At 73.9% G+C, this 23,223-nt stretch carries 20 protein-coding genes and 1 tRNA gene; 7 read left to right on the top strand and 14 right to left on the bottom strand.

The window, feature by feature from the left end; all coding sequences use genetic code 11:
* Positions 1-183 precede the first annotated feature (183 nt).
* From def to ACFY0X_RS07290, 8 genes are all read right to left on the bottom strand, one after another.
* Positions 184-825, bottom strand: a complete 642-nt coding sequence (gene def, locus ACFY0X_RS07325) for a peptide deformylase (RefSeq protein ID WP_387750080.1) — start codon at positions 823-825, stop codon at positions 184-186.
* Between the two features lie 43 nt (positions 826-868).
* Positions 869-1,861, bottom strand: coding sequence for a tetratricopeptide repeat protein (locus ACFY0X_RS07320; protein ID WP_387750078.1), 993 nt, complete (start codon positions 1,859-1,861; stop codon positions 869-871).
* A 287-nt stretch (positions 1,862-2,148) separates the two neighbouring features.
* Positions 2,149-3,474, bottom strand: a complete 1,326-nt coding sequence (locus ACFY0X_RS07315) for an HD-GYP domain-containing protein (protein ID WP_387750590.1) — start codon at positions 3,472-3,474, stop codon at positions 2,149-2,151.
* Positions 3,475-3,608: 134 nt separating this feature from the next.
* Entirely contained in the window at positions 3,609-5,042 is a 1,434-nt protein-coding gene (locus tag ACFY0X_RS07310) for an HD-GYP domain-containing protein (protein WP_387750076.1), read from the bottom strand.
* 393 nt (positions 5,043-5,435) lie between these two features.
* Positions 5,436-5,846 carry a mycothiol system anti-sigma-R factor gene (gene rsrA / locus ACFY0X_RS07305; RefSeq protein ID WP_387750073.1) on the bottom strand — a complete coding sequence of 137 codons (411 nt, stop codon included), beginning with the start codon at positions 5,844-5,846 and terminating at the stop codon, positions 5,436-5,438.
* Positions 5,843-6,586 (bottom strand): sigma-70 family RNA polymerase sigma factor, encoded by a 744-nt coding sequence (locus tag ACFY0X_RS07300; RefSeq protein ID WP_387750071.1) that lies wholly within the window; start codon positions 6,584-6,586, stop codon positions 5,843-5,845. The genes rsrA and ACFY0X_RS07300 overlap by 4 nt, the downstream gene beginning before the upstream one ends.
* A gap of 289 nt (positions 6,587-6,875) precedes the next feature.
* Positions 6,876-7,514, bottom strand: a complete 639-nt coding sequence (locus ACFY0X_RS07295; RefSeq protein WP_387750068.1) for an alpha/beta family hydrolase — start codon at positions 7,512-7,514, stop codon at positions 6,876-6,878.
* A gap of 79 nt (positions 7,515-7,593) precedes the next feature.
* A complete protein-coding gene (locus ACFY0X_RS07290) occupies positions 7,594-8,346 on the bottom strand; it encodes an SOS response-associated peptidase (RefSeq protein WP_387750066.1) in 753 nt (250 codons plus the stop codon).
* Positions 8,347-8,497: 151 nt separating this feature from the next.
* Between ACFY0X_RS07290 and ACFY0X_RS07285 the strand changes: the two genes are divergently transcribed.
* The 5 genes from ACFY0X_RS07285 (at position 8,498) to hisN (ending at position 13,165) form a co-directional block, all read left to right on the top strand.
* Complete coding sequence (locus ACFY0X_RS07285) at positions 8,498-9,223, top strand: M50 family metallopeptidase (protein WP_387750064.1); 726 nt, start codon at positions 8,498-8,500, stop codon at positions 9,221-9,223.
* 164 nt (positions 9,224-9,387) lie between these two features.
* Positions 9,388-10,719 carry a 3-phosphoshikimate 1-carboxyvinyltransferase gene (gene aroA / locus ACFY0X_RS07280; RefSeq protein ID WP_387750061.1) on the top strand — a complete coding sequence of 444 codons (1,332 nt, stop codon included), beginning with the start codon at positions 9,388-9,390 and terminating at the stop codon, positions 10,717-10,719.
* A gap of 15 nt (positions 10,720-10,734) precedes the next feature.
* Positions 10,735-11,787, top strand: a complete 1,053-nt coding sequence (gene rsgA, locus ACFY0X_RS07275) for a ribosome small subunit-dependent GTPase A (protein WP_387750058.1) — start codon at positions 10,735-10,737, stop codon at positions 11,785-11,787.
* Between the two features lie 128 nt (positions 11,788-11,915).
* Positions 11,916-12,239: a DMT family transporter gene (locus tag ACFY0X_RS07270; protein ID WP_387750055.1), complete on the top strand. Its 324-nt coding sequence runs from the start codon at positions 11,916-11,918 to the stop codon at positions 12,237-12,239.
* Positions 12,240-12,367: 128 nt separating this feature from the next.
* Positions 12,368-13,165, top strand: a complete 798-nt coding sequence (hisN, locus tag ACFY0X_RS07265) for a histidinol-phosphatase (RefSeq protein ID WP_387750052.1) — start codon at positions 12,368-12,370, stop codon at positions 13,163-13,165.
* A 66-nt stretch (positions 13,166-13,231) separates the two neighbouring features.
* On the opposite strand, the gene ACFY0X_RS07260 is transcribed toward hisN, so the two are convergent.
* A complete protein-coding gene (locus ACFY0X_RS07260) occupies positions 13,232-14,707 on the bottom strand; it encodes a catalase (protein WP_387750049.1) in 1,476 nt (491 codons plus the stop codon).
* A gap of 104 nt (positions 14,708-14,811) precedes the next feature.
* Here ACFY0X_RS07260 and ACFY0X_RS07255 point away from each other — a divergent pair, with 104 nt between their 5' ends.
* A complete protein-coding gene (locus ACFY0X_RS07255; protein WP_387750046.1) occupies positions 14,812-15,225 on the top strand; it encodes a Fur family transcriptional regulator in 414 nt (137 codons plus the stop codon).
* 64 nt (positions 15,226-15,289) lie between these two features.
* On the opposite strand, the gene ACFY0X_RS07250 is transcribed toward ACFY0X_RS07255, so the two are convergent.
* The 3 genes from ACFY0X_RS07250 to ACFY0X_RS07240 form a co-directional block, all read right to left on the bottom strand.
* Positions 15,290-17,257: a tetratricopeptide repeat protein gene (locus ACFY0X_RS07250; protein ID WP_387750043.1), complete on the bottom strand. Its 1,968-nt coding sequence runs from the start codon at positions 17,255-17,257 to the stop codon at positions 15,290-15,292.
* Positions 17,258-17,647: 390 nt separating this feature from the next.
* Positions 17,648-17,721 (bottom strand) — tRNA-Met (locus ACFY0X_RS07245).
* Positions 17,722-17,784: 63 nt separating this feature from the next.
* The gene (locus ACFY0X_RS07240) at positions 17,785-20,742 is read right to left on the bottom strand and encodes a UPF0182 family protein (RefSeq protein ID WP_387750040.1); all 2,958 of its coding nucleotides are present in this window, start codon (positions 20,740-20,742) and stop codon (positions 17,785-17,787) included.
* Positions 20,743-21,017: 275 nt separating this feature from the next.
* Here ACFY0X_RS07240 and ACFY0X_RS07235 point away from each other — a divergent pair, with 275 nt between their 5' ends.
* Positions 21,018-21,590, top strand: coding sequence for a PPA1309 family protein (locus ACFY0X_RS07235; protein ID WP_387750037.1), 573 nt, complete (start codon positions 21,018-21,020; stop codon positions 21,588-21,590).
* Between the two features lie 106 nt (positions 21,591-21,696).
* Here ACFY0X_RS07235 and ACFY0X_RS07230 read toward each other — a convergent pair whose 3' ends face one another.
* Together ACFY0X_RS07230 and ACFY0X_RS07225 are read right to left on the bottom strand one after the other, a co-directional pair.
* Positions 21,697-22,806, bottom strand: a complete 1,110-nt coding sequence (locus ACFY0X_RS07230) for a PDZ domain-containing protein (protein ID WP_387750034.1) — start codon at positions 22,804-22,806, stop codon at positions 21,697-21,699.
* Between the two features lie 42 nt (positions 22,807-22,848).
* Positions 22,849-23,040: a hypothetical protein gene (locus ACFY0X_RS07225; protein WP_387750031.1), complete on the bottom strand. Its 192-nt coding sequence runs from the start codon at positions 23,038-23,040 to the stop codon at positions 22,849-22,851.
* Positions 23,041-23,223 lie beyond the last annotated feature (183 nt).

The raw sequence follows: 23,223 nt of genomic DNA, 5'->3' as shown, positions 1-23,223 counted from the left end.
CCGAGCCCGCCCGGAGCCGGCTGCCGTCGGCGCTCAGCAGGCCGGGCAGGACGGTCGCGATGCCGAGCCCGAGCGCGCACCCGGCAGCCGACACCGCCAGCCCGACCAGGACGGCCTCGGCCATACGAAAGGACGGGGCCGGTCCGGGAATCCCCGGACCGGCCCCCAACCGGCCTCGGCGAGTTACTCGTTCGGCACGGTCGCGTACTTCGGGGTGCCCTCGGCCATCTGCCGCAGGGCGTCCTTGCGGTCCCGCTTCGACAGCTTGTCGATGTAGAGGGTGCCGTAGAGGTGGTCGGTCTCGTGCTGGAGGCAGCGGGCGAAGAAGCCGGTGCCCTCGACCCGGATCGGCTTGCCGTCCTTGTCGACGCCGGTGACCGCGGCGAAGTCCGGGCGGGGCAGCTCGGCGTAGGCGCCGGGGACGGAGAGGCAGCCCTCGTTGCCGTCGTCCAGGCCGCGGCGGCGATCCGCCGGGTACTCCTCCAGCTTCGGGTTGATCACGTGGCCGATGTGGCGCACGCCCTCGTCGTCCGGGCAGTCGTAGACGAAGACCTTGAGGTCGACGCCGATCTGGTTGGCGGCGAGGCCGACGCCCTCGGCGGCGTACATGGACTGGAACATGTCGTCGACCAGCGCGGACAGCTCGTCGTCGAACGCGGTGACGTCCTTGACCTCGCGGTGCAGCACCGGATTGCCGACGACGGTGATCGGGCGCGCGGTGCCCTTGCCGAGGTCGGGCTCCTCACCGATCACCTTCACGGGCGTCTCGGGCGCCGCCCCCTCCACGTCGTGCTCGTGCTCGTGCTGCTCGGCCTGCTCCGCCATGTCTTCCGCTTCCGTCGGTGTACGCGTTACCTCACCAGGGTACTCAGCACACTTCTTCGAGATCCCGGTAAGCCCGGCTTGCCGGGGCGGCCGCGACCCAGCGGTCCAGCAGGGTGCGCACCAGGTGGGCCGGCGCGGCGATCCCGCACTCGCGCTCGACCAGCCAGGACATCCCGGCCGCGCCGCCCTGGCTGAGGTGGCTGAGGTGGCCGGGGTGGGCGGCGTCGCCGTCGTCGTGCGGGTCGTGGTGGGCGGCGACGCCGTCGTCGGAGGCCATCCGGCTCTCCGAGCAGGCGCGGCACAGCAGCCGCACCGAGGACGTCCAGTCCTCGGCCGCGTAGCCGGCGTCGGCGACCAGCCGCTCCAGCGCGTCACGGTCCCCGGCGGTGGCGGCCTGCAGCAGCACCACGTAGGTCGGCACCGGGGACGGCGCCCACAGCTCGATCTCGTCGAACACCGGGTAGGCGACGCCGTCGGTGACCCGCTCGCCGTGCGGGGCGCCGTCGTGCAGCACCACCTCGCCCCAGCGGCGGCCGGAGGACGGCAGCGGGATGGACAGCACCTCGATCCGGGCCGGGTCCAGCCGGCGGCCCCAGACCACCTCGGACTCGCCGTCCGGGGAGAGCCGCACCGGGGTGGTGCCGAGGTCCAGGCTGACCGGGCCGTCCTGCTGCCCGCCGGGGCCGCCGGGCAGCTTCAGCCCGTACGCCTGCCAGGCGCGGCGGGCCAGCGGCCAGTCCTGGAGGGCGGTGGCGGTGATGCCGAGGTTCCACCAGTCCGGGGCGCCGTGCTCGCGGTCCAGCAGGGCGACGGCGCGCAGGCCGGCCGAGCGGGCCTGCTCCCAGTCCCGGCGGAACTTGTGCAGCAGGGCGAGGTTGAACCAGGAGTCGGAGAGCCACGGCTCCAGGTCGGCGGCCATCACCAGCAGCGCGCCGGCGTCCTCGTAGCGGCCGTCGCCGATCAGCGTGAAGGCCCGGTCGGTCGTCTGCCGCCAGGTGGCGGACGGCCGGTGCCGTGCCCGGTGGAAGATCCTCACGTTCGTCCCTGCCGTCGTCGTCCGCTCAAGTCCCGTGCCACCATGCCCGTACCGCCTCGGACGGCGTGCGGGCCCGGTGCCCCGGGTCGGTGTTCCACGCTACGACCGCATCCAACCACGCCCGCCCCCGCCCGCGCTCCCCACCGCCGAGGTTGGGGCCCGCCCCTCCCCAGCCTGCCTGCCCGATCCCGCCCGCTCAACCCCTGGGGCCCCCAGCCCGGTTCCCCGGGGCCCGCGGCGGAGGCGGGCGGCCCGGGCCGTCCGGGCCCCGCCCCCCGGACCGCCCCTCAGCGCCGGGCCTGCCCGCCCACCCGGACCAGGGCGTCCACCACGCGGGCGTCGTAGACCCGGCCGCGGCCCAGCCGCAGCGCCTCCAGCGCCTCCAGCCGCCCGACCGCCTCGCCGACGCCCCGGCCGCGGGCCGCCGTGAGCAGGTCGTCGTGGGCGTTGGCGACCCGGATGATCCGGGACGCGAGCGGCACCGGGCCCTCGGCGGCCGGCCCGGTGCACGGGTCGGCCAGCCGGGCGACCTGCTCGGCGACCTGCCGGGGCACCCCGGTGCGGCTGATCACCTCGCTGCCGAGCCGGGCGATCCGCTGCTGCTCGGCGCAGGGCAGCAGCGCGGTGGCGCCGTCCGGCACCGGTTCGACCAGGGACAGCTGGCCGACGTCGTGCATCAGCGCGGCGTACTCCAACAGGGCGAGCTCGCGGGTGCCCAGACCCAGCTCGCGGCCCAGCGCGCACGCCGTGTCCGCAACCCTGCGCGCGTGCCCGTGCGGGGTGTAGCCGGCCACCTCGGTGGCCCGGGCGAGGCTGGCGATGGTCTGCCCGGTGGTGGCCCGCACGGCGGCGGCGCGCCGGAAGGACACCTGGGCGAGCAGCAGCGGGCTGCAGAACAGCGGCAGCGCCCAGAGCCCCACCTCGCCGGCCGCGAGGCTGACCAGCATCCCGGTGGCGACGATCGCCGAGCCGATGCCGAACAGCGAGCGCAGCTCGTCCTCCAGCGCCGCCGGGAAGCGCGGCCCGCCGCCGGAGCGGCGCTGCAGCGCCGCCAGGGTGGCGTCGCAGAGCGCGGCCAGCGCGGCGACGGTGGTCAGGAACGCCCCGTACGCCGGGCCCGCGGGCGAGAAGCGGTCGACCGCGCCGCCGTTGTAGAGCGGCTGGAAGACGGCGGCGGCGAAGCCGACGGCGAGCAGCCGGCGCGCGGCGCCGTCGCGGCGGGCCGGGTCGGCCCAGGCCGGACGGCGGTCGGGGCGCCCGGGGCCGTCCGGCAGGACGCGGCGCGGCAGGACGAGGCCCGCCAGCCAGGCCAGCACCAGGCCGGTCCCGGTCACCGCGACCACCTGGAGAGTGCCGTGCGCGGTCGGCACCCCGCGCAGCGGCCCGAGCAGGGCGTACGCCAGCGCGCCGGCCGCGCCGATGGGCGCCTGCTCCCGATCCCCCGGAAGGGTGATCCGGACGCACTCGCCGAGCGCGATCAGGGTGGTGAACGCCAGCGCCACCCCGGGCTCGGCGACTCCGCGCACCGCGACCGCGCCCAGCGCGAGCGCCAGCAGGGCGGCGGCCGCCGCATGTACGGCGCGCGCGGTGCGTCCGCAGGGCGCGCGGCCCAGGACCGCGCGCCGCAGCACCCGGGGCGCGAACGCCCCGGACCCGGGCACCGCCCGCCCGTCGGCGGCACCGGCGGCCGCCCGGTCGGCCGAGCGCCCGAGGCCCTGACGTCCCCGGGCCGCGCGCCCGGGGGGCCTCACGGCTGCCCGGCCGCGGGAACGTTCCCGCCCTGGGTCGGCACCCGGCCCGGCGCCGCCCGGACCGGCTCGGGCACCCCGAGCGGGATGTCCGGCACCGCCTGGATGCAGTCCTCGGGGTGCACCACCGGCTGCCAGTCGTGCCCGGCCAGCGCGTCGATCAGCGCCCGCACCATCACCGGGTCGAACTGGCTGCCCGAGCAGCGCTCCAGCTCCGCGACCGCCTCGCCGACCGGGCGCCCGCGCCGGTAGGAGCGGGTGGAGGTCATCGAGTCGAAGGCGTCGGCGACCGAGATGATCCGGGCGAACTCGGGGATCTGCTCGCCGGCCAGCCCGCTCGGGTAGCCCCGGCCGTCCATCCGCTCGTGGTGGTGCAGGATCCCGGCGTGCGCCTCGCCGAGGAAGTCGATCCCGCGCACCAGCTCGTACCCGTACACGGGGTGGATCTCCACCGCCCGGCGCTCCTCCTCGGTGAGGGGACCGTTTCTGCGCAGCAGCTCGGTGGCCACCCCGAGCTTGCCGACGTCGTGCAGGATGCCGGCGAAGCGCAGGGTGCGCAGCCGCTCGTCCTCCATGCCGAGCTGAGTGGCGATCAGCACCGACGCCCGCCCGACCCGCTCGCTGTGGCCCCGGGTGTAGGAGTCCTTGATCTCCACGGCCTGCACCAGCGACTGCACGGTGGCCTGGTGGGCGTCCCGCTCGCGCTGGCCCTGGGCGAACACCCAGGCCGAGATGGACAGCGGCAGCAGCGTGAGCAGCGCCGCGAACGCGCCGTACGGGCCCTGCCAGAGCACCGCGACCATCAGCCCGCCGGCCGCGTGCACCAGCACCGGCAGTCCGCACGCCGAGTGCGCCCCGCGCAGCAGCACCCGGGGCCGGCGGCCCTCGCTGAGCACCAGCATCACGCCCACCACCGCCCCGTTGACCAGGCAGAACACCGCAACGGCGGCGATTGCGGGCAGCAGCGCGGCCGGGAAGCGGGAGCCGAGCAGCAGCTGCGGGCCGTGCAGCAGGTGGAAGGCGGCCGAGGAGGCGAAGGCGCACAGCGCGAGCTGGGAGCCGTTGAACAGCCGGCGCGGGCGGCAGCCGGGCCCGCTCGGTCCGCCGAGCAGCGCGGCCGGGACGGCGACCAGGGCGGCGGCGGCCGGCGGGAGCATCAGCACCCCGGCGAACAGCACCGGGAAGAACGCGTGGACCCCGGGCCGGGCGGGCGCGCGCTCGGGCGGCGCCGACCGGCGCAGCAGTCGGCGCACCAGCACCAGGCAGGGCGTGGGCAGGCCCTGGGCCAGGGACTCCCAGCAGCCGTGCAGGAAGGCCAGCAGGCCGACCTTGGGCCAGTCCACCGGCGCGCCGAGCCAGTGCGGCGCCCCGGGGGCGGCCGCGGCCGGCAGCAGCGGCACCAGGCAGCACAGCGCCGCCACCGGGACGGCCACCAGGTAGCGCGCCGCCCCCCGCGGCAGGGTCGGTCCTCCACAGTCGGTAGCGATCTCGACCTCCCCGCCGTACGGACCCCGTGTTGCCTCGACACGTCGGGCGGACCGACGGTGAGTGTCCGTCAGGAGAATAGGCCGCCGCCCCCGCATGGGGACGCATGATGGCGCAACGGCGCAGTTGGCGCACCGCCAACTCACTCGATCGAGTGAGGGCGCATCCGGGCGGAACGGGAGCGGCCCCGGGAGCTCGCACTCCCGGGGCCGCTGCCCTCCTTGCCCGAACCGTCCGGCCCGCCCTCACCGGCGGGCCGTCGGACCACCGCATCCGGTGGTCGACCACCCGAGCGACCCCCGTACGGACGTTCGCCGTACGGACGTTCGCCCGACGGGCCGTCACTCCACCTGGGCGCCGGCCTCGACCGGAGCGCCGGAACGCCCGGCCGGCTTCGCCTCGGCGGCCCCGCCCGGCTTGGGCGCCGGCCGGGCCGACTCGGCGTGCAGCTCGACGGTGGTCTCCACCGCGACCACCACCTGCTCGCCCGAACGCTGCCCGGCCCGGATCGAGTCGATCCTGGCCAGCACCTTGCTCCGCAGGTCGGTCGGGGTGTCGTCGCACCCGCAGGAGCGCTTGATCAGCGCCTTGATCGCCTGCTCCAGCCCGTACTGCTTCAGGCAGGGCGAGCACTCCTCGAAGTGCACCCGCAACTTCGCGCAGTCGCCCTCGGGCATCTCGTTGTCGAGGAATTCGTAGAGGTGGTCGAGGACCTCGCCACACTCGGTTTCGTGCGGATCGCCGCAGCTCATGAGCCCGAGCCCTTCGCTTCCTGCCCTGCCCCGCTGCCGGCCGGGACCAGCCCGCGCTCACGGGCGTAATCCTCCAGCATGCCGCGCAGCTGACGGCGGCCGCGGTGCAGCCGGGACATCACCGTACCGATGGGAGTACCCATGATGTCCGCGATCTCCTTGTACGCAAAGCCTTCTACGTCCGCGAGATAGACGGCGATCCGGAATTCCTCCGGGATGGCCTGGAGCGCGTCCTTCACATCGCTGTCGGGGAGGTGGTCGAGCGCCTGGGTCTCGGCCGAGCGCAGACCGGTCGACATGTGCGACTCGGCCCGGGCCAGCTGCCAGTCCTCGATCTCCTCCGCCGCGGTGCGCTGGGGCTCCCGCTGCTTCTTGCGGTACGAGTTGATGAACGTGTTGGTGAGGATGCGGTACAGCCAGGCCTTGAGGTTCGTGCCCTCACGGAACTGGTGGAAGGACGCGTACGCCTTGGCGAACGCCTCCTGGAGCAGGTCCTCCGCGTCGGCGGGGTTGCGCGTCATGCGCAGCGCCGCCGAGTACATCGGATCCAGGTAGCCCAGGGCGTCGCGCTCGAAGCGCTCCCGCCGGGCCTCCTCGCTCTCCTCCGCCGACACCCGGTAGGTGTCCTCACCGATCGCCTCGGCCAGCTCCTCACCGGTGAGCGCCTCGCCCGCAGGCAGGGCCTCGTCCGGGCCACGGCCCGGCTCGGCCTCGTGCTCGGTCCCGACGACCGGACCCACCTCCTCGGCATGACGGGTACGGCCCACGGCGGGCCGCCCAGAAATGGAGGATATCGGGCTGACGGGCTTCTCGCCCGCGTCAAGCCACTCCGACCAGGAGGGTGCGAACGCCGTGGTGGCCTCGCGCTCCTCAGGCCGTTCCGGGCACGCGATCGAACCCATCTGCCCTGCCTCTCACCGGTGACTCCTGCTGACGGAGACGACAACCACGCGGGCCCCGCCCGCATTCCCGGTCGCACCAGGCATTCACTCGCACGAGTGATCGAGTGGAAACTCCCCGCTCACGGCCTCACAGCAGCCCCAGCACCCAGTCCCCCACCGACGAACAGATCAGGTCCAGCACCTCCTGCTGCCCGACCGGCGCCCGCTTCAGCACCTCGAAGCCGTGGCTGCCGTACGGCACCGCCACCAGCTCGTGCCCGGCCGGCAGCCCGGGGAACTCCGCCGGCCCGCCGAACGGGTCCGCCGCGCTCTGCACCACCAGCGTCGGCAGCCCGGACTCCAGCAGCTCCCCGGCCCGGCTCTTCTCCGGCTTGCCCGGCGGGTGCAGCGGGAACGCCAGCGCCACCACCCCGACCGCCCCGGTCGCCGCGCCCGTCCGGCAGGCCACCCGCGCCCCGGCGCTGCGCCCGCCCACCACCAGCGGCAGCCCCTGCCCGGCCAGCCGCTCCGCCACCGGCCGCCAGCCGAGGTCCAGCGTCCTCGGCGCCGGGGCGAGCCTGCGGCCCGCCACCCGCCAGGGCTGCTCGACCAGCGCCACGGTGATCCCCCAGGCCGGCAGCCGCCCGGCCAGCGCCACCAGGTCCCGGGCCTCGATCCCGCCGCCCGCACCGTGGCCGAGCGCCAGCACGGCCCGCGGCCGCGCGGCCCGGTGGTAGCTGACCCGGGCCTCCCCGGCCTCGGTGGGGACCAGTTCGGTGGTGCTCATCGCGGTGACTCCAGGGTGTTCACAACGGATCGGAACAGTTCGTGACCGGTCGGGAAGTTCCAGGCCAGGTCGGGTGGGATCAGAACAGGGTGGTCTCGTACTCGGCCTCCGCCCACGGCTCCTTGAGCTCCGGGCCGTTGTTGCGGATGCTGCCGACCGCCGGCGACACCGGGGTGGCCAGCAGCGCGCCCGGCGGCGGGGGTATCAGCAGCCGGCGCAGCGCGTCCGGATCGGTCAGCCGCGGGTCCAGCCACTCGTCCCAGTCCCGCCGGTCCAGGAACAGCGGCATCCGCTCGTGGATCGGCGCCAGCGCCTCCTCGGCGTCCGTGGTGACGATGGTGAACGTCACCAGCCAGGCCTCCGGGTGCCCCGGCGGCACCGCCCGGTTGCGCCAGAACTCGTACAGCCCGGCCAGCGCCAGCGGGGTGCCGTCCGCCCGGGAGACGAAGTACGGCTTCTTGCGCGCCTTGCCGCGCTCCCCCGGCACCGTCTGCCACTCGTAGTAGCCGTCCACCGGCACGATGCACCGGCGCGCGGCGAAGGCCTGCCGGTACGAGGGCTTCTCGTGCACCGTGTCCGACCGGGCGTTGATCATCTTCACCGCCGTCTCGGCAGAGTTCGACCACTGCGGCACCAGCCCCCAGCGCAGCACCCGCAGCTGCCGCAGCGGCCGCGGCCGCTCCCGGCCCAGCCGCTCCAGCACCACGAAGGCGCTGTTCGTCGGCGCGACGTTCCAGTTCGGGTCCAGGGTCTCCGTGGGATCCCAGTGCTCGACGTCGAACAGCTCTACGACGTCCTCGGGCTTGCTGCTGGCTGCGAACCGACCGCACATGCGGGCCAGCTTGCCATGCCGCCGGTCCGCCGGACCCGCCCTCCCGGACCAGAACCGCCCGCCCCCTCCCGCCCGTCCCCCCGCATGGGAGGCTGCCCCGAACGGCCCAACGCGACGGCCCAGTGCGGCGGACGGAGGCGGAGAGACACCGATGAACGCGAACCACCACACCTTCGGCGACCTGTGGAACCAGGTGACCGGCACCCAGACCGCCCCACCCGGCTGGCTGGTGCTGGCCACCGGCGCCGCCGCCCTGCTCACCGTCCTGGCCCGGCCGCTGTGGCACGTCGCCCGCAACGCCGTGACCATCGCCCACGAGGGCGGCCACGGCCTGATCGCCCTGGCCACCGGCCGCAAGCTGGCCGGCATCCGGCTGCACTCCGACACCTCCGGGCTCACCCTCTCCTACGGCCGCCCCACCGGCCCCGGCATGGTCCTCACCGCCGCCGCCGGCTACACCGCCCCCGCCCTGCTCGGCCTCGGCTGCGCCGCCCTGCTCGCCGCCGACCGGATCACCCTGCTGCTCTGGCTGGCGATCGTGCTGCTGCTCGCCCTGCTGCTGCGCATCCGCAACGCCTTCGGCTTCCTCACCGTGCTGGTCGCCGGCGGCGCCTTCTTCCTGGTCTCCTGGTTCGGCAGCGCCGAGGTCCAGGCCGGCTTCGCCTACCTCGGCTGCTGGTTCCTCCTGCTCGGCGCCGTCCGCCCCGTCCTGGAGCTCCAGCACCAGCGCCGGATCGGCTGGGCCCGCGACTCCGACGCCGACCAGCTCGCCCGCCTCACCCACGTCCCCGCACTCGCCTGGGTCACCGTCTTCCTGCTCGTCGCCCTCGCCTGCCTCGCCCTCGGCGCCGCCTGGCTGCTCCAGCCGCTCTCCTGACCCGGCCCGCCGGAGGAACGGCCGGCCCCGCACGAGCGCCGGAGCGCCGACCGCCGGCACCGCGTCCGAGCGCCCGGCGGCGAGCGGGCGAGCCCCGCCCCGAGCTGTAGTCGGGCGAGCGGGCGGGTCACGTTCCGTTCCCGCACGGCCCCTAGACTTGCCCCATGACCGAGACCCTGTGGCCCGCCCCCGTCGCGACCAGCCCCGTCGACGCCACCGTCACCATCCCCGGCTCCAAGTCGGTCACCAACCGGGCCCTGGTGCTGGCGGCACTCGCCGACGGGCCGGGCTGGGTGCGCCGCCCGCTGCGCAGCCGCGACTCCCAGCTGATGGCCGACGGCCTGCGCGCCCTCGGGGTCACCATCGAGGAGAAGGTCAACAACGACTCCGGCGGCACCGGCGGCGGCGAGGCCTGGCGGGTCATCCCCGCCCCCGCGCTGCTCGGCCCCGCCTCGGTCGACGTCGGCAACGCCGGCACCGTGATGCGCTTCCTGCCCCCGCTCGCCGTCCTCGCCGACGGCCCGGTGCACTTCGACGGCGACCCGCGCTGCTACGAGCGCCCCCAGCACGGCGTGATCGACGCCCTGCGCGCGCTCGGCGCCCGGATCGAGGACGACGGCCGCGGTGCCTTCCCGCTCACCGTGCACGGCACCGGCTCGCTGGACGGCGGCCCGGTCGAGCTGGACGCCTCCTCCTCGTCCCAGTTCGTCTCCGCCCTGCTGCTCTCCGGCGCCCGCTACAACCACGGCATCGAGGTCCGCCACGTCGGCGGCCCGGTCCCGTCGCTGCCGCACATCCGGATGACCGTCGAGATGCTGCGCCTCGCCGGCGCCCAGGTCGACGCCCCCGAGGACGGCGGCGAGAAGGACGTCTGGCGGGTCACCCCCGGCGCCCTGATCGGCCGCGACCTGGTGGTCGAGCCGGACCTCTCCAACGCCGCGCCGTTCTTCGCCGCCGCCCTGGTGACCGGCGGCCGGGTCACCGTGCGGGACTGGCCCCGGCACACCACCCAGCCCGGTGACCAGCTGCGCGACATCTACACCCGGATGGGTGGCGCCTGCGAGTTCACCGACGAGGGCCTCCAGTTCACCGGCACCGGCCGGATCCACGGCATCGAGGCGGACCTGCACGACGTCGGCGAGCTCACCCCGGTGATCGCCGCCGTCGCCGCGCTGGCCGACTCCGAGTCCCACCTGTACGGCATCGCCCACCTGCGCCTGCACGAGACCGACCGGCTCGCCGCGCTCGCCAAGGAGATCAACGACCTGGGCGGCGACGTCACCGAGACCGAGGACGGCCTGCGGATCCGTCCCCGCCCGCTGCGGGGCGGCATCTTCCACACCTACGAGGACCACCGCCTCGCCACCGCCGCGGCCGTGCTCGGCCTCGCCGTGCCCGGCGTGGAGGTCGAGAACGTGGCCACCACCGCCAAGACCCTCCCGGACTTCCCCGGGATGTGGGCCGAACTGCTCGGCGAAGCGGCGGCGGACCTCTGAGCGGAGACTGAGCACATGCGCCGCTACGGCAAGGACGCCGACGAGGACGACATCCGCAACCGCCCGGCCCGCCGGGGCTCCCGGCCGCGGACCAGGATCCGGCCCAAGCACGAGGACGCGGCCGAGGCGATGGTGCTGACCGTCGACCGCGGCCGGATCACCTGCCTGGTCGACCCGGGGACGAAGCAGGAGCGCGAGGTCGTCGCCATGAAGGCCCGCGAGCTGGGCCGCAAGGGCGTCGTCGTCGGCGACATGGTCAACCTGGTCGGCGACCTCTCCGGGGACGCCGACACCCTGGCCCGGATCGTCCGGGTCGAGGAGCGCAGCTCGGTGCTGCGGCGCACCGCCGACGACGACGACCCGTACGAGCGGATCGTGGTCGCCAACGCCGAGCAGCTGGCCATCGTCACCGCCCTGGCGGACCCGGAGCCGCGGCCCCGGCTGATCGACCGCTGCCTGGTGGCGGCCTACGACGCGGGCATGGAGCCGCTGCTGGTGCTCACCAAGTCGGACCTCGCCCCGGCCTCGTCGCTGCTGGACTCCTACGCCCCGCTGGGCATCACCTACGTGGTCACCCGCCGCGACGAGCTGGAGACCACCGGCGCCGAGGCCGTCCGCGCGCACCTGCGCGGCCTGTCCACGGTGTTCATCGGCCACTCCGGCGTCGGCAAGACCACCCTGGTCAACGCGCTGGTCCCGGACCGCCAGCGGCAGACCGGGCGGGTCAACGCGGTCACCGGCCGCGGCCGGCACACCACCGTCTCCGCCCTGGCGCTGCGGCTGCCGCCGCCGCCCGGCGCCAAGCCGGGCTCGAAGAAGGCGCTGGATCCCGGCTGGGTGATCGACACCCCCGGCTTCCGTTCCTTCGGCCTCTCGCACATCGACCCGTCCCGGGTCATCCACGCCTTCCCCGACCTGGAGCCCGGCACCGTCGACTGCCCGCGCGCGTGCAGCCACGACGAGCCGGACTGCGCGCTGGACGCCTGGGTCGAGGACGGCCACGCCGAGGCCGCCCGGCTCTACTCGCTGCGCCGGCTGCTGGCCAGCAAGGAGGGCGAGGCCGACTGAGCCCGCGGGCGCCGCGCCCTTTCCCGGGGTTGGTGGCCCGTTCGAGGTGTCGGAGCGGCCCCACCTGGTGATCATAGGAAAGTCGGCCCGTCCCCGGCCCGACCGTCGATCGACAGGGAGGGCACGCGATGGCATGGGCCCTGGTGGTCCTGGCCGGCCTGCTGGAGACCGGCTTCGCGATCAACCTCAAGCTCAGCGAGGGCTTCACCAAGCTCTGGCCCACCATCAGCTTCTGCGTGTTCGCCCTCGGCAGCTTCGGGCTGCTCACCCTCTCCCTGAAGAGCCTGCCGGTCGGCCCCGCCTACGCGGTGTGGACGGGCATCGGCGCGGCCGGCACCGCGATCTACGGCATGTTCTTCCTGAACGAGAGCAGTTCGGTGCTCAAGCTGGTCTCGATCTCGCTGGTGATCGCCGGCGTCATCGGCCTCCAGCTCAGCGGCACGGCGCACTGAGCGGCACGGCGCCCCGAACGGCACCCACCGAGCGGCACCGCGCCGGACGTCCGCGCGCCGCAGGCCGGTCCGCCCCGCTCCGCGAGCCCGGCTGTGCCGATCGGGGGAGGCTCGCTAGGGTTTCCGGCATGGCCGACTACCACGACGACCTCCGACTCGCCCATGTCCTCGCCGACTCGGCCGACTCGGTCACCCTGGAGCGCTTCCGCGCCCTCGACCTGAAGATCGAGACCAAGCCCGACCTCACCCCGGTGAGCGACGCCGACAAGGCTGCCGAGGAGCTGGTGCGCGGGGTGCTGCAGCGCGCCCGCCCGCGCGACGCCGTCCTCGGCGAGGAGTTCGGCCTCCAGGGCTCGGGTCCGCGCCGCTGGGTGATCGACCCGATCGACGGCACCAAGAACTACATCCGCGGCGTCCCGGTCTGGGCCACCCTGATCGCCCTGCTGGAGGACGGCCCGGACGGCGTCGAACGCCCGGTGGTCGGCATCGTGTCCGCCCCCGCGCTGCAGCGCCGCTGGTGGGCCGCCAAGGGCCTGGGCGCGTTCGGCGGCCGCAGCCTGGCCAAGGCCTCCCGGCTGCACGTCTCCGGCGTCTCCCGGATCGAGGACGCGTCCTTCTCGTACTCCTCGCTCACCGGCTGGGAGGAGCGCGGGCGCCTCGACCCGTTCCTGGACCTCACCCGCGCCTGCTGGCGCACCCGCGCCTACGGCGACTTCTGGTCCTACATGATGGTCGCCGAGGGCGCCGTCGACATCGCCGCCGAGCCCGAGCTGTCGCTGTGGGACATGGCGGCCAACTGCATCATCGTGGAGGAGGCCGGCGGCCGCTTCACCGGCCTGGACGGCGTCCCCGGCCCGGGCGGCGCCGACGCCGTCGCCTCGAACGGCCTGCTGCACGAGGAGGCCCTGCGCCGGCTCTCGGTCTGAGAGCCGGCGCGGCCCCCGTGACCGGTGGGAGCCGGTCACGGGGGCCGCCGTTCTCCGGCCGACGGGCTACTGCTTGCGCAGCTCCCGGACCGCCGCGTCCAGCCGCTGCCCGAAGTCGGCGTCGGCCTTGCGGAAGTTGTCGACCGCCCGCTCCACGATGTCCTCGCGGTCGGCGGAGACCTTGGCGATGAAGCCCGACAGGTTGGCGATCAGCCGCTGCTTCTCCTCCTCGGAGAACAGCCGGTACAGGGCGCCGGCCTGCACGAAGTCGTCGTCCTCCGCGTGCGAGGGCGCGACGTGGTTGCCGGTGGTGCCGTCGACGGCGGTCGCGGCCCACAGCGGGCGGCCGGTCTGCACCGGCCCGCCGAAGCTGTTCGGCTCGTAGTTCTTCTGCCGGCCGTGGCGGCCGTCGTACAGGTGGCCGTCCCGGCCGTTGGTGCGGGCCTCGGTGGCGTGCGGGCGGTTCACCGGCAGGTGGTCGGCGTTGATGCCGACCCGGTAGCGGTGGGCGTCGGCGTACGCGAACAGGCGGCCCTGGAGCATCTTGTCCGGGGACGGGCCGATGCCGGGCACGAAGTGCGCCGGGGAGAACACCGACTGCTCGACCTCGGCGAAGACGTTGTCGGGGTTGCGGTTGAGCTCCAGCTTCCCGATCTCGATCGGCGGGTAGTCGGCGTGCGGCCAGACCTTGGTCAGGTCGAAGGGGTTGAAGCGGTAGTTCGCCGCGTCGGCCGCCGGCATGATCTGGACCTGCACCGTCCAGCTGGGGAACTCGCCGCGCTCGATCGACTGGCGCAGGTCGCGCTGGTGGCTGTCCGGGTCCTCGCCGGCGAGGGTGTTGGCCTCGGCCTGGGTGAGGTTGCGGATGCCCTGGTCGGTCTTGAAGTGGTACTTGACCCAGAAGTGCTCGCCGGCCTCGTTCTGCCACTGGTAGGTGTGCGAGCCGTAGCCGTTCATGTGCCGGTACGAGGCCGGGATGCCGCGGTCGCCGAACAGCCAGGTCACCTGGTGGGTGGCCTCGGGCGACAGGCCCCAGAAGTCCCAGACGTTGTCCGCCTCCTGCGAGCCGGTGTACGGGTCCCGCTTCTGGGTGTGGATGAAGTCGGGGAACTTGATGGCGTCCCTGATGAAGAACACCGGGGTGTTGTTGCCGACGAGGTCGTAGTTGCCCTCCTCGGTGTAGAACTTCAGCGCGAAGCCGCGCGGGTCGCGCACCGCGTCGGCCGCGCCGAGGTTGCCCGCCACGGTGGAGAAGCGCAGGAAGACCTCGGTCTGCTTGCCGACCGCGGACAGGAACGCCGCCCGGGTCCAGGGCGTCACGTCGGCGGTCACGGTGAAGGTGCCGTACGCGCCGGCGCCGCGGGCGTGCACCACGCGCTCCGGGATCCGCTCGCGGTTGAAGTGCGCGAGCTTCTCGAACAGGAGCTGGTCCTGGATGAGCGCGGGGCCCCCGACGCCCGCCGTCTCGGTGTTCTGGTTGTCGGCGACGGGGGCACCCGCCTCCGTGGTCAGGGTCGGGCGCAGCTCGTCCTGGGCTGTCATGGGAGTGCCTCCGCGGTATCCGGTCTCGATGACACGATCCTAACTTGGACTTTGTCCAAGTCAATACTGGAACCAGTCTTGGAGCCTGACCTACTCTGGATGGCATGAGCGACCTGCTGGAGAGACTGCGCGCAAGAGGCTGGCGACTGACCTCGCAACGCCGGGTCGTCGCCGAGGTCCTGGACGGCGACCACGTCCACCTCACCGCGGACGAGGTGCACGCCCGGGCGACCGCCCGACTGCCCGAGATCAGCCGCGCCACCGTCTACAACACGCTCGGCGAACTCGTCGGCCTCGGCGAGGTCCTGGAGGTCGCCACCGACGGCCGCGCCAAGCGCTACGACCCCAACGCCCACCGCGCCCACCAGCACCTGATCTGCTCGGGCTGCGGCGCGATCCGCGACGTCCACCCGCACGGCGACCCGCTCGCCGCCCTCCCCGCCGCCGAACGCTTCGGCTTCACGGTCACCGCCGCCGAGGTCACCTACCGCGGCCTGTGCCCGAACTGCCGCCCCTGACCGCGGAGTCGTGCGACCAGCGCGGCGTTCGGCGCGCCCAGCGGCGCCCGGCCCGACCGGGGGGCTACGCGCTCAGCTCGGCGCTCAGCGCGCCCAGCAAGCGCCCCGCCCGCTCGGCCACCTCGGCCGGCCCGGAGTCGATCGCCCGCCGGCACCAGTTCTCCGCGTGCACCGGCTCCCCGCGGCGCAGCGCCAGCAGCGCCAGGCGCAGCGCCGCCCGGCCGTGCCCGGCGTCGGCGGCCCGGGTGTACCAGAGCATCGCCTCGGCCTCGCTGTCCTGCCGGGCCAGCAGCAGCCCGAGGTTGAACGCCGCGCTGCGGCTGCCCGCCTCGGCGGCCCGCCGGTACCAGCTCTCGGCGATCTCCAGCGCCCCGCGCTCGGCCGCCCGCACGCCCATCCGCACCTGCGCCCGGCGGTGCCCGGCGTCGGCCGCCACCGCGTACCAGTGCTCGGCCTCGGCGTCCGCGTCCCCGCGCCGGTCCAGCAGCGAGGCCAGCCGGAACGCGCCCTCCGCCGACCCGCCGGCCGCCGCCTGCCGGTAGCGCTCCAGCGCCCCGGCCAGGTTGCCGCGCTGCTCCTGGACGACCGCGAGCTGCAGGGCCGCCTCGCCGTGCCCCTCGGCCGCGGCCCGCGCGTACCACTCCTGGGCCTGCCGGTGCTCGCCGCGCCCGGCGTGCAGCACGCCGAGGTTGAACGCGCCGTCCACGCTGCCGGCCTCGGCCGCCTTGGAGAACCAGGGCTGGGCACCGGACTCGTCACCGCGCTGCAGCAGCACCACGGCCAGCGCGTTGCAGGCCTCCCGGTGCCCCGCGTACGCGGCCCGGCGGTACCACTGCTCGGCCTGCTGCTCGCGGCCGGTCCCGGCGCAGAGCAGGCCGAGGTTGAAGGCGCCGTTCTGGTCGCCGGCGTCCAGCGCCACGCGGTACCAGCGCTCGGCCTCGGCGGCCTCGCCCCGGCTCGCGTGCAGCGCGCCCAGCGCGTTGGCGGCGTTGCCGTCCCCGGCCTCGGCGGCCTCCTGCCACCACTCGGCGGCGGCCGCCTGGTCCCCCGAGTCGCGCAGCAGGAAGCCCAGCGCGCAGGCCGCGCGCGGCTCCCCGTTCTGCGCGGCCTGCCGGTACCAGCGGGCCGCCTCCTCCAGCAGCGACCGGTCGGTGCGGGCGCGCTCCTCCAGCAGCACGCCCAGCCGCAGCGCGGCGCGGGCGTGGCTGCGCGCGGCGGCCGTGCGGTACCAGGTCTCGGCGGTCTCCTTGTCCCCGGCGGCCTCGCGCATCCGGGCCAGCCGGTAGGAGGCCTCCCGGTGCCCGGCGTCGGCGGACACCTTGAACCAGCGCTCGGCGCGCACGTCGCGCCGGTGCTCCATCAGGTCGCCCAGCGCGTAGGCGCCCAGCGGGTGGCCGTGGTCGGCGGCGAAGTGCAGCCAGTACTCGGCGGCCTCCTCCTCGCCCTGGTCGCGCAGCTGCAGCCCGAGCGCGTGCGCGGCCGGCGCGCTGCCGGCCACGGCCGCCTGGCGCCACCACTGGCCGGCCTCGGCCCGGTGGCCCTGCTGGTGCAGCAGCACGCCGAGGTTGTTGGCGGCGGCGCGCACCCCGGCGGCCGCGGCGGCGCGCAGGTAGGGCTCGGCGTCCTCCAGTTCGCCGCGGCGCAGCAGCAGGGTGCCGAGCCGGCCGGCGGCGTCCGGGTCGCCGCCGTCGGCGGCCTGCCGGTGGCGGGCCTCCAGGGCGGCGGACTCGCGGGCGGCGAGGGCGGTCTCGAAGCTGGTCGAGTCGAGGCCGGCCGGGTCGAGCGCGGCGCCGGCGGCCTGCTCCGCGCCGGGCCGCTCCCCGTACGCGCCCACGGCGGAGGCGAACTGACGGGTCGACACGTGGACGAGGCTGTCTGGGCCGTAGCCCGCGGTCGGGGGGCGTTCGGACAGTCCGCTGGTGCGCTGGGCGGGCAGGGCTCCGGGGCGGCTGGCGGTGCTCTCCGCCCAGGCGTCGGTGTCCGCCTCGGCGGCCGCCGCGGACCTGGCGCCTGACTTGCCGATCAGCCTCATGCCGACTCCCGCTCCCCCAGAGTGTCGCGGCATCGTGCCCCGGCGTGCGACCGGGGGGACTCCCAGGAGAGGCGCCGGACCCGACGGCCGGTCAGCGGCCGTGCACCGTCCCCCATGTGTCCCATCGTCGCATCACCCAGTACCCGCGTACACCTGCCCCGGCCGAATTCCGGCGGGGCCGACCCGAAGCCGACGAAATTGCTTCGGCGCTTTGTCGATTTCCCGACACTTCAACCTCACAAACCCCGCTGCCGTCCTCCTTGGCGACGGTCGATAGTACCGGAGCGGTTCCCGCCGCTTCGGGACGAGGAACGCCACGGGAGCGGCGGGCGGACGGCGGGGGAAACACCAGAGGCCCGGAGGAAGGATCCTCCGGGCCTCTGGCCTTTGTAGCGGGGACAGGATTTGAACCTGCGACCTCTGGGTTATGAGCCCAGCGAGCTACCGAGCTGCTCCACCCCGCGTCGGTAGTTGAACCCTAGCACGGACGCGGGGTGGAACGGAAAACGGTCGCCGCAGCTCAGCGGCTACGGCTGCGGGCTGGGCGCGCCGCCGCCCGTGGCACCCGGGGCGGGCGTGCCGGTGGGGGCGGGCGCCGGGCTGCCGCCGCGGGCCGCCTCGGCGGCCTTCAGGGCGTCGCCGAGCGCCTTCTGGGCGTTGCCGTAGGCCACCCAGTCGCCGTTCTTGAACGCGGCCTGGCTGTCGTTGTACGCCTTCCCCGCGTCCGAGAGCGCCTTCTGCAGCTCCGGCGAGATCGTCCCGCCCGGCGCCGGCGTGGCGGGCGCGGTCGGGGTGGTCGGGGTGGTCGGGGTGCCCGGCGTGGACGGCACGGTCGGGGTGGTCGCCGGCGGCGCCCCGCCGAACACCTTCTTCAGCGCGGCCTCCAGGGTGTCCTCGAACGCCACGTTGTCGTCCCCGTACACCGCCAGGACCTTCTGCATCGTCGGGTACTTGGCCCCGCGTCCGCGCACGTACACCGGCTCGATGTTGAGCAGCCCGCCGCCGACCGGCAGGGTCAGCAGGTTTCCGTACTCCAACTCGGCGTCCCCGCCGCTCTTCAGCGCGAAGATCTGCGAGGCCACCTCCTGGCGGGAGTTGAACTTCGACTGCACCAGGCCGGGGCCGGGGGCGCCGCTCTCGCCCGTCATCTTCAGGACGCGGATCTTCCCGTAGTCGTCGCCCGGGTCCGCGTTGACGGCCATGAACGCCGCCAGGTTGGGCCGCTGGTTGGGCACGAAGGTGCTGGTGAGCGAGAAGCTCGCGGCGTTGGTGTCCGGCATCCGCACCGTCACGTAGTACGGCGGCTGGACCTGCTTGGTGTCGCTGGTCGGGTCCACCGGGACCTGCCAGATGTCACTGCCGTTGAAGAAGGAGTTGGCGTCGGTGACGTGGTACTGGCCGAGCAGGTCGCGCTGCACCTTGAACATGTCCTGCGGGTAGCGCAGGTGCGGCAGCAGCGTCTGCGGGATGTCCGCCTTCGGCTCGACCGTGCCCGGGAAGGCCTTCATCCAGGTCTTCAGGACCGGGTCCTTCTCGTCCCACTGGTAGAGCTTCACCTCGCCGGTGTAGGCGTCCACCGTGGCCTTCACCGAGTTGCGGATGTAGTTGACCTGGTTGGCGACGGTCAGCAGCTCACCGCGCTGGTTGGTCAGCGAGTCCTTGGTGGCGGCGCCCAGCGTCGTCTTCGAGGAGAACGGGAAGCCGTCCGAGGTGGTGTAGCCGTCCAGCACCCACAGCACCCGGCCGTCCTGCACCACCGGGTACGGGTCGGCGTCGATCGACAGCCACGGGGCGACCTTCTCCACCCGCTCCTTCGGCGTCCGGTTGTAGATCACCTTGGCGCCGTCGGTGATCGCCCCCGCGTAGAGGATCTGCGGCTCGGCGAAGCGCACCGCGTACGCCGCCCGGGTCAGCGGGTTGTCCAGCGAGACCCCGCTGCCGCCGGAGTAGGTGTACTCGGCGTTCTGGCCGGTCTTGGGATCGGTGTAGTCGATCTCCTTGTTGGCGCCGCCCACGATCGAGTACGTGGTGGTCTTCTCGCCGTAGTAGATCCGCTGCTGGTAGTCGCCCAGCGTCCCGGTGGCCGGCAGGCCCGACTCGGTGAACACCGGCTGGCCCTTGTCGTCGACCTGGTTGCCCTTGGCGACCACCGCGCCGTAGCCGTGGGTGTACTTGAAGTGGTCGTTGATCCAGTTGCGCTGCACGCCGTTCAGGTCGAGCTCGCGCAGGCCGATCACGCTGTCCTGCTTGCCCTGCCCGGTGCCGTAGCGGTCCACGTCCAGCGTGTTCGGGAAGGCGTAGTAGTTGCGCTGCTGCTCCAGCGACTGGAACGCCGGCGAGACCACGTTCGGGTCCAGCAGCCGGATGTCCGCGACGGTCTGCGCGTCCGGCTTGAGCGCGTCGGCGTTGGTGGTGCCCTGCGGGGTGTACTGGGTGGTCTGCGCGTCCGCGATCCCGTACGCCTGGCGGGTGGCGTCGATGTTCTTCTGGATGTACGGCGTCTCCTTGGCCTGCTCGTTCGGCTTGACCTGGAACTGCTGCACGATCGCCGGGTACAGCCCGCCGATCAGCACCGCCGACAGCACCATCAGCCCCAGGCCGATCAGGGCCGGGGCCCAGGTGCGGCGGATCGGGGTCAGGAAGAACAGCACCGCGCAGATGATCGCGACGAAGAACAGGATGGTCTTGGCCGGCAGGAACGCGTTGGCGTCCACGTAGCGCAGGCCGGTCCAGCCGGAGACGCCCTTGTACGCGCCGGTCTTCACCGCCAGCGCGTACCGGTCCAGCCAGTACGCGACGGCCTTCAGCAGCACGAACACGCCCAGCAGCACCGCCAGGTGCCCCTGCGCGCCCGCGCTCGCCCGGCGGCCCGGGCCCTGGAGCCGCAGCCCGCCGTACAGGTAGTGCACCAGCGCCGAGGTCAGCAGCGAGACGATCACCGCGCTGAACGCGAAGCCCAGCACGAACTCGTAGAACGGCAGGTCGAAGGCGTAGAACGAGACGTCCATGCCGAACTGGGAGTCCTTCTCACCGAAGGAGGTCGAGTTCGTCCACATCAGCCAGGTCCGCCACTGCCCGGAGGCCGCGGCGCCGGCCACCAGGCCGATCACCAGCGAGATCCCGATCAGCGCCCAGCGCTTGAACGGCGCCAGCCCGGCCCGGTAGCGGTCGAGGCTCTGCTGCTCCACCGACATCGCCGACAGCGGCGGCCGCAGCCGGTGCGCCAGCCAGATGTTGAGGCCGACGATCACCGCCATCAGCACGCCGAACACCGCGAACAGGCCGGTCTTCGTCCACAGCTGGGTGGTGAACACCGAGGAGAAGTGGACCGACCTGAACCACAGCCAGTCCGTCCAGAAGCCCGCGAACATGACGAACAGCAGGAACAGCACCGCGAGCACGCCCAGGGTCAGCAGGGCCACCCGCGCCCGCCGGGAGGGCGGGCCTACCCTGCGCCGGAAACCCGGCCCTGAGCGTTCGGGCATCTGGAAGACCACGGTGGCACCTCGGCTGTGTCGTCTGAATGGGTCCGGTCGTCAGAGAAACTTAACCAGGCTTTGGCCGAGTTCCCACCGTTAGCAGACGGTTACGACATCCGACCGCGGCCGGCCGTCGCCGCCCCGGCCCCTGCGGCCACCCCGACCGCCTCCCGACCCGCCTCCCCGCCGTCCCCCCGACCACGCTGCCGACCGCACTGCCGACCGCCCTCCTGGCGCACCGCCCGGCGAGCGCGGCCCGCCCGGCGTGTGAGGATTGAGGCATGTCCGACGCGTCTGATCTGAACAACTCCCCCGACGACGTCTCCAAGCTCCCGGCCGCCACCCCGCTGACCCGGGCCGCGCTGGAGATCGACGAGTACGCCGCCACCCTCGGCTGGGACCTCCCGGCCCGGCTGTTCGCCCTGGTGGACAGCGCCGCCCTGCGCAAGGCCAACCCGAAGATCGCCAAGCAGCTCGGCCTCGCCGAGGACGACCAGGCCGGCCTGACCCCGATCGAGCAGGACGAGCTGCCGGCCGGCATGGAGCTCGACAAGTTCCTCGGCACCATCGCCTGGCCCGACTCCGTGGCCGGCTGCGCCCTGGTCGTCGAGCGCCTGATGCTGCCCCCGGGCGCCGAGCAGTCCCGCCCGCGCGGTGCCAGCGACGCCCAGCTCGCCGAGTGGGTGGCCAACCACCCCAAGCGCGAGGAGGTGCGGATCACCGCCGCGGTGCTCCGCGACGGCAAGAAGGAGATCGCCCTGCGGCTGCGTTCCAAGGACGTCGCCCGCGAGGTGCTGACCGGCCCCGACCTGGTGCCCGGCCTGACCGACGCGCTGCTGGCGACCTTCGCCTGACGCCTTCCCCGGCAGCTGCCGGCGGCGGCCGGCGGCCGCTGTCCGGCGGCTGCTGTCCGGCGGCTGCTTCGCCGCCACCCGGCCGCTGGCGGCCGCTACTCGGCCGCTACTTGGCCGCGCAGGACGGCAGCGCGGAGGTCTGCCCGGAGCGGATCTGCTCCAGCGACTTCAGCGCGCCGTCCAGCGTGTCCGTCCTGATCAGGGTCAGCCCGGACGGGACGTTCTTGCCCGCCTCGGCGCAGTTCGAGGACGGGGTGAAGAAGTACTCGGCCCCGGCGTCCCGGGCGGCGATCAGCTTCATCGAGATGCCGCCGATCGGGCCGACCTTGCCGTCGTCGTCGATGGTCCCGGTGCCGGCCACGAACTTGCCGCCGGTGAGGTCGCCGCCCGGGGTGAGCTTGTCGATGATGCCGAGCGAGAACATCAGGCCGGCGCTCGGGCCGCCGACGTCCTGCAGGCCGATGTCGATCTGGAACGGGTAGGTGTGCCGGATCCCGGTGCCGATGCCCACCACCGCGAGCTCGGCCCGCTCGGCCGGGGCCTTGGGGTCGAGGTCCTTGGCCCGTACGGTCGGGACGGCGACGTCGGTCCTCCCGCCCGCCGCGGCGGCGCCGTTCGCGTCCTTGACCCGCGGCACGACGGTGAAGACCGCCGACTCGCCCGGCTTGTGCTTGGTGACGGCCGCGACCACCTGCTCGACCGAGCCGGCCGGCACGCCGTCCACGGCCACGATCTGGTCGCCCGCGTGCAGCCGGCCCTCGGCCGGGGCGCCCGCGGTGACCGACTTCACGATCAGCTCGCTGCCGACCGGGATGCCCAGCTGCTTGAGCGCCGCGGTGCGGGCGCTGTCCTCGGAGGAGGCGAACTCCTCGGCGTTCTGCTTCTTGGCCTCCGCGTCCGACTGCCCCTTGGGGTAGACGTTGTCGTGCGGCACCACCAGCACGTCGTCCCGCAGCCAGCCGACCACCGCGTTGACCAGGCTGGGCTCGTACTTGGCCCCGGTGACCTGGACGGTGGTCATGTTGAGGTGACCGCTCGTCGGGTACGACTCGTGCCCGCTGATGCTGATCACCGGCTTGCCGCCCTGGCTGCCGAGCGTGTTGTACGTCGGCCCCGGGCTCATCTCCGTGTACGGCACCTTCATCAGCACCGAGACGCAGAGCAGCGCTATGAGCAGCAGGGTGGCAGCGAGCATCGTCGCGGAGCGGCGTGGCATGCCTCGACAGTACGGGACCCGCCTCGACGGGCGCCCGCCGGGCTACCTGCCGGAGCCCTCACCGGGGGCGGCGGTGCCCGCGGTGGTGCGCTCCATGGCGGCCATGAAGCGCCGGTGCTCGGCGAGTGAGGCCGGATCCCCGGTGGCCCGCGGCTCCCGCTGGGCCCACACCGCCCAGAGGCCGGCGGCGATGCCGGCGACACCCGGAATGATCAGCCAGGCCAGCGCACCCATACCAGTACTCCCAGCTCGTCGTGTCTATGAGCAGATTAACCACTCCGGCGGACAACGCGGCCGGCGCCGTCCGGGTTACGGGACGGCCGATCGGCTCACTTCCAGGGAGTATTCGCAGCGCCGCCGCGGACCCGTTGGAGTGACGGCCCGGCGCGCCTGCCCCGACGGACGCGCGAGTCGTGC

Origin of the sequence: Kitasatospora sp. NPDC001547 (assembly GCF_042894165.1) — a bacterium.
In the GTDB taxonomy this organism is placed as follows: Bacteria; Actinomycetota; Actinomycetes; order Streptomycetales; family Streptomycetaceae; genus Kitasatospora.
This window is presented reverse-complemented; position numbering and strand designations above follow the sequence as displayed.

Excerpts from the sequence above, each read along its gene's own strand:
- def (WP_387750080.1), bottom strand. The coding sequence starts at position 825 with ATGGCGGAGCAGGCCGAGCAGCACGAGCACGAGCACGACGTGGAGGGG.
- rsrA (WP_387750073.1), bottom strand. The coding sequence starts at position 5,846 with ATGAGCTGCGGCGATCCGCACGAAACCGAGTGTGGCGAGGTCCTCGAC.
- ACFY0X_RS07295 (WP_387750068.1), bottom strand. The coding sequence starts at position 7,514 with ATGAGCACCACCGAACTGGTCCCCACCGAGGCCGGGGAGGCCCGGGTC.
- ACFY0X_RS07290 (WP_387750066.1), bottom strand. The coding sequence starts at position 8,346 with ATGTGCGGTCGGTTCGCAGCCAGCAGCAAGCCCGAGGACGTCGTAGAG.
- ACFY0X_RS07285 (WP_387750064.1), top strand. The coding sequence starts at position 8,498 with ATGAACGCGAACCACCACACCTTCGGCGACCTGTGGAACCAGGTGACC.
- aroA (WP_387750061.1), top strand. The coding sequence starts at position 9,388 with ATGACCGAGACCCTGTGGCCCGCCCCCGTCGCGACCAGCCCCGTCGAC.
- rsgA (WP_387750058.1), top strand. The coding sequence starts at position 10,735 with ATGCGCCGCTACGGCAAGGACGCCGACGAGGACGACATCCGCAACCGC.
- ACFY0X_RS07270 (WP_387750055.1), top strand. The coding sequence starts at position 11,916 with ATGGCATGGGCCCTGGTGGTCCTGGCCGGCCTGCTGGAGACCGGCTTC.
- hisN (WP_387750052.1), top strand. The coding sequence starts at position 12,368 with ATGGCCGACTACCACGACGACCTCCGACTCGCCCATGTCCTCGCCGAC.
- ACFY0X_RS07260 (WP_387750049.1), bottom strand. The coding sequence starts at position 14,707 with ATGACAGCCCAGGACGAGCTGCGCCCGACCCTGACCACGGAGGCGGGT.
- ACFY0X_RS07255 (WP_387750046.1), top strand. The coding sequence starts at position 14,812 with ATGAGCGACCTGCTGGAGAGACTGCGCGCAAGAGGCTGGCGACTGACC.
- ACFY0X_RS07250 (WP_387750043.1), bottom strand. The coding sequence starts at position 17,257 with ATGAGGCTGATCGGCAAGTCAGGCGCCAGGTCCGCGGCGGCCGCCGAG.
- ACFY0X_RS07240 (WP_387750040.1), bottom strand. The coding sequence starts at position 20,742 with ATGCCCGAACGCTCAGGGCCGGGTTTCCGGCGCAGGGTAGGCCCGCCC.
- ACFY0X_RS07235 (WP_387750037.1), top strand. The coding sequence starts at position 21,018 with ATGTCCGACGCGTCTGATCTGAACAACTCCCCCGACGACGTCTCCAAG.
- ACFY0X_RS07230 (WP_387750034.1), bottom strand. The coding sequence starts at position 22,806 with ATGCCACGCCGCTCCGCGACGATGCTCGCTGCCACCCTGCTGCTCATA.
- ACFY0X_RS07225 (WP_387750031.1), bottom strand. The coding sequence starts at position 23,040 with ATGGGTGCGCTGGCCTGGCTGATCATTCCGGGTGTCGCCGGCATCGCC.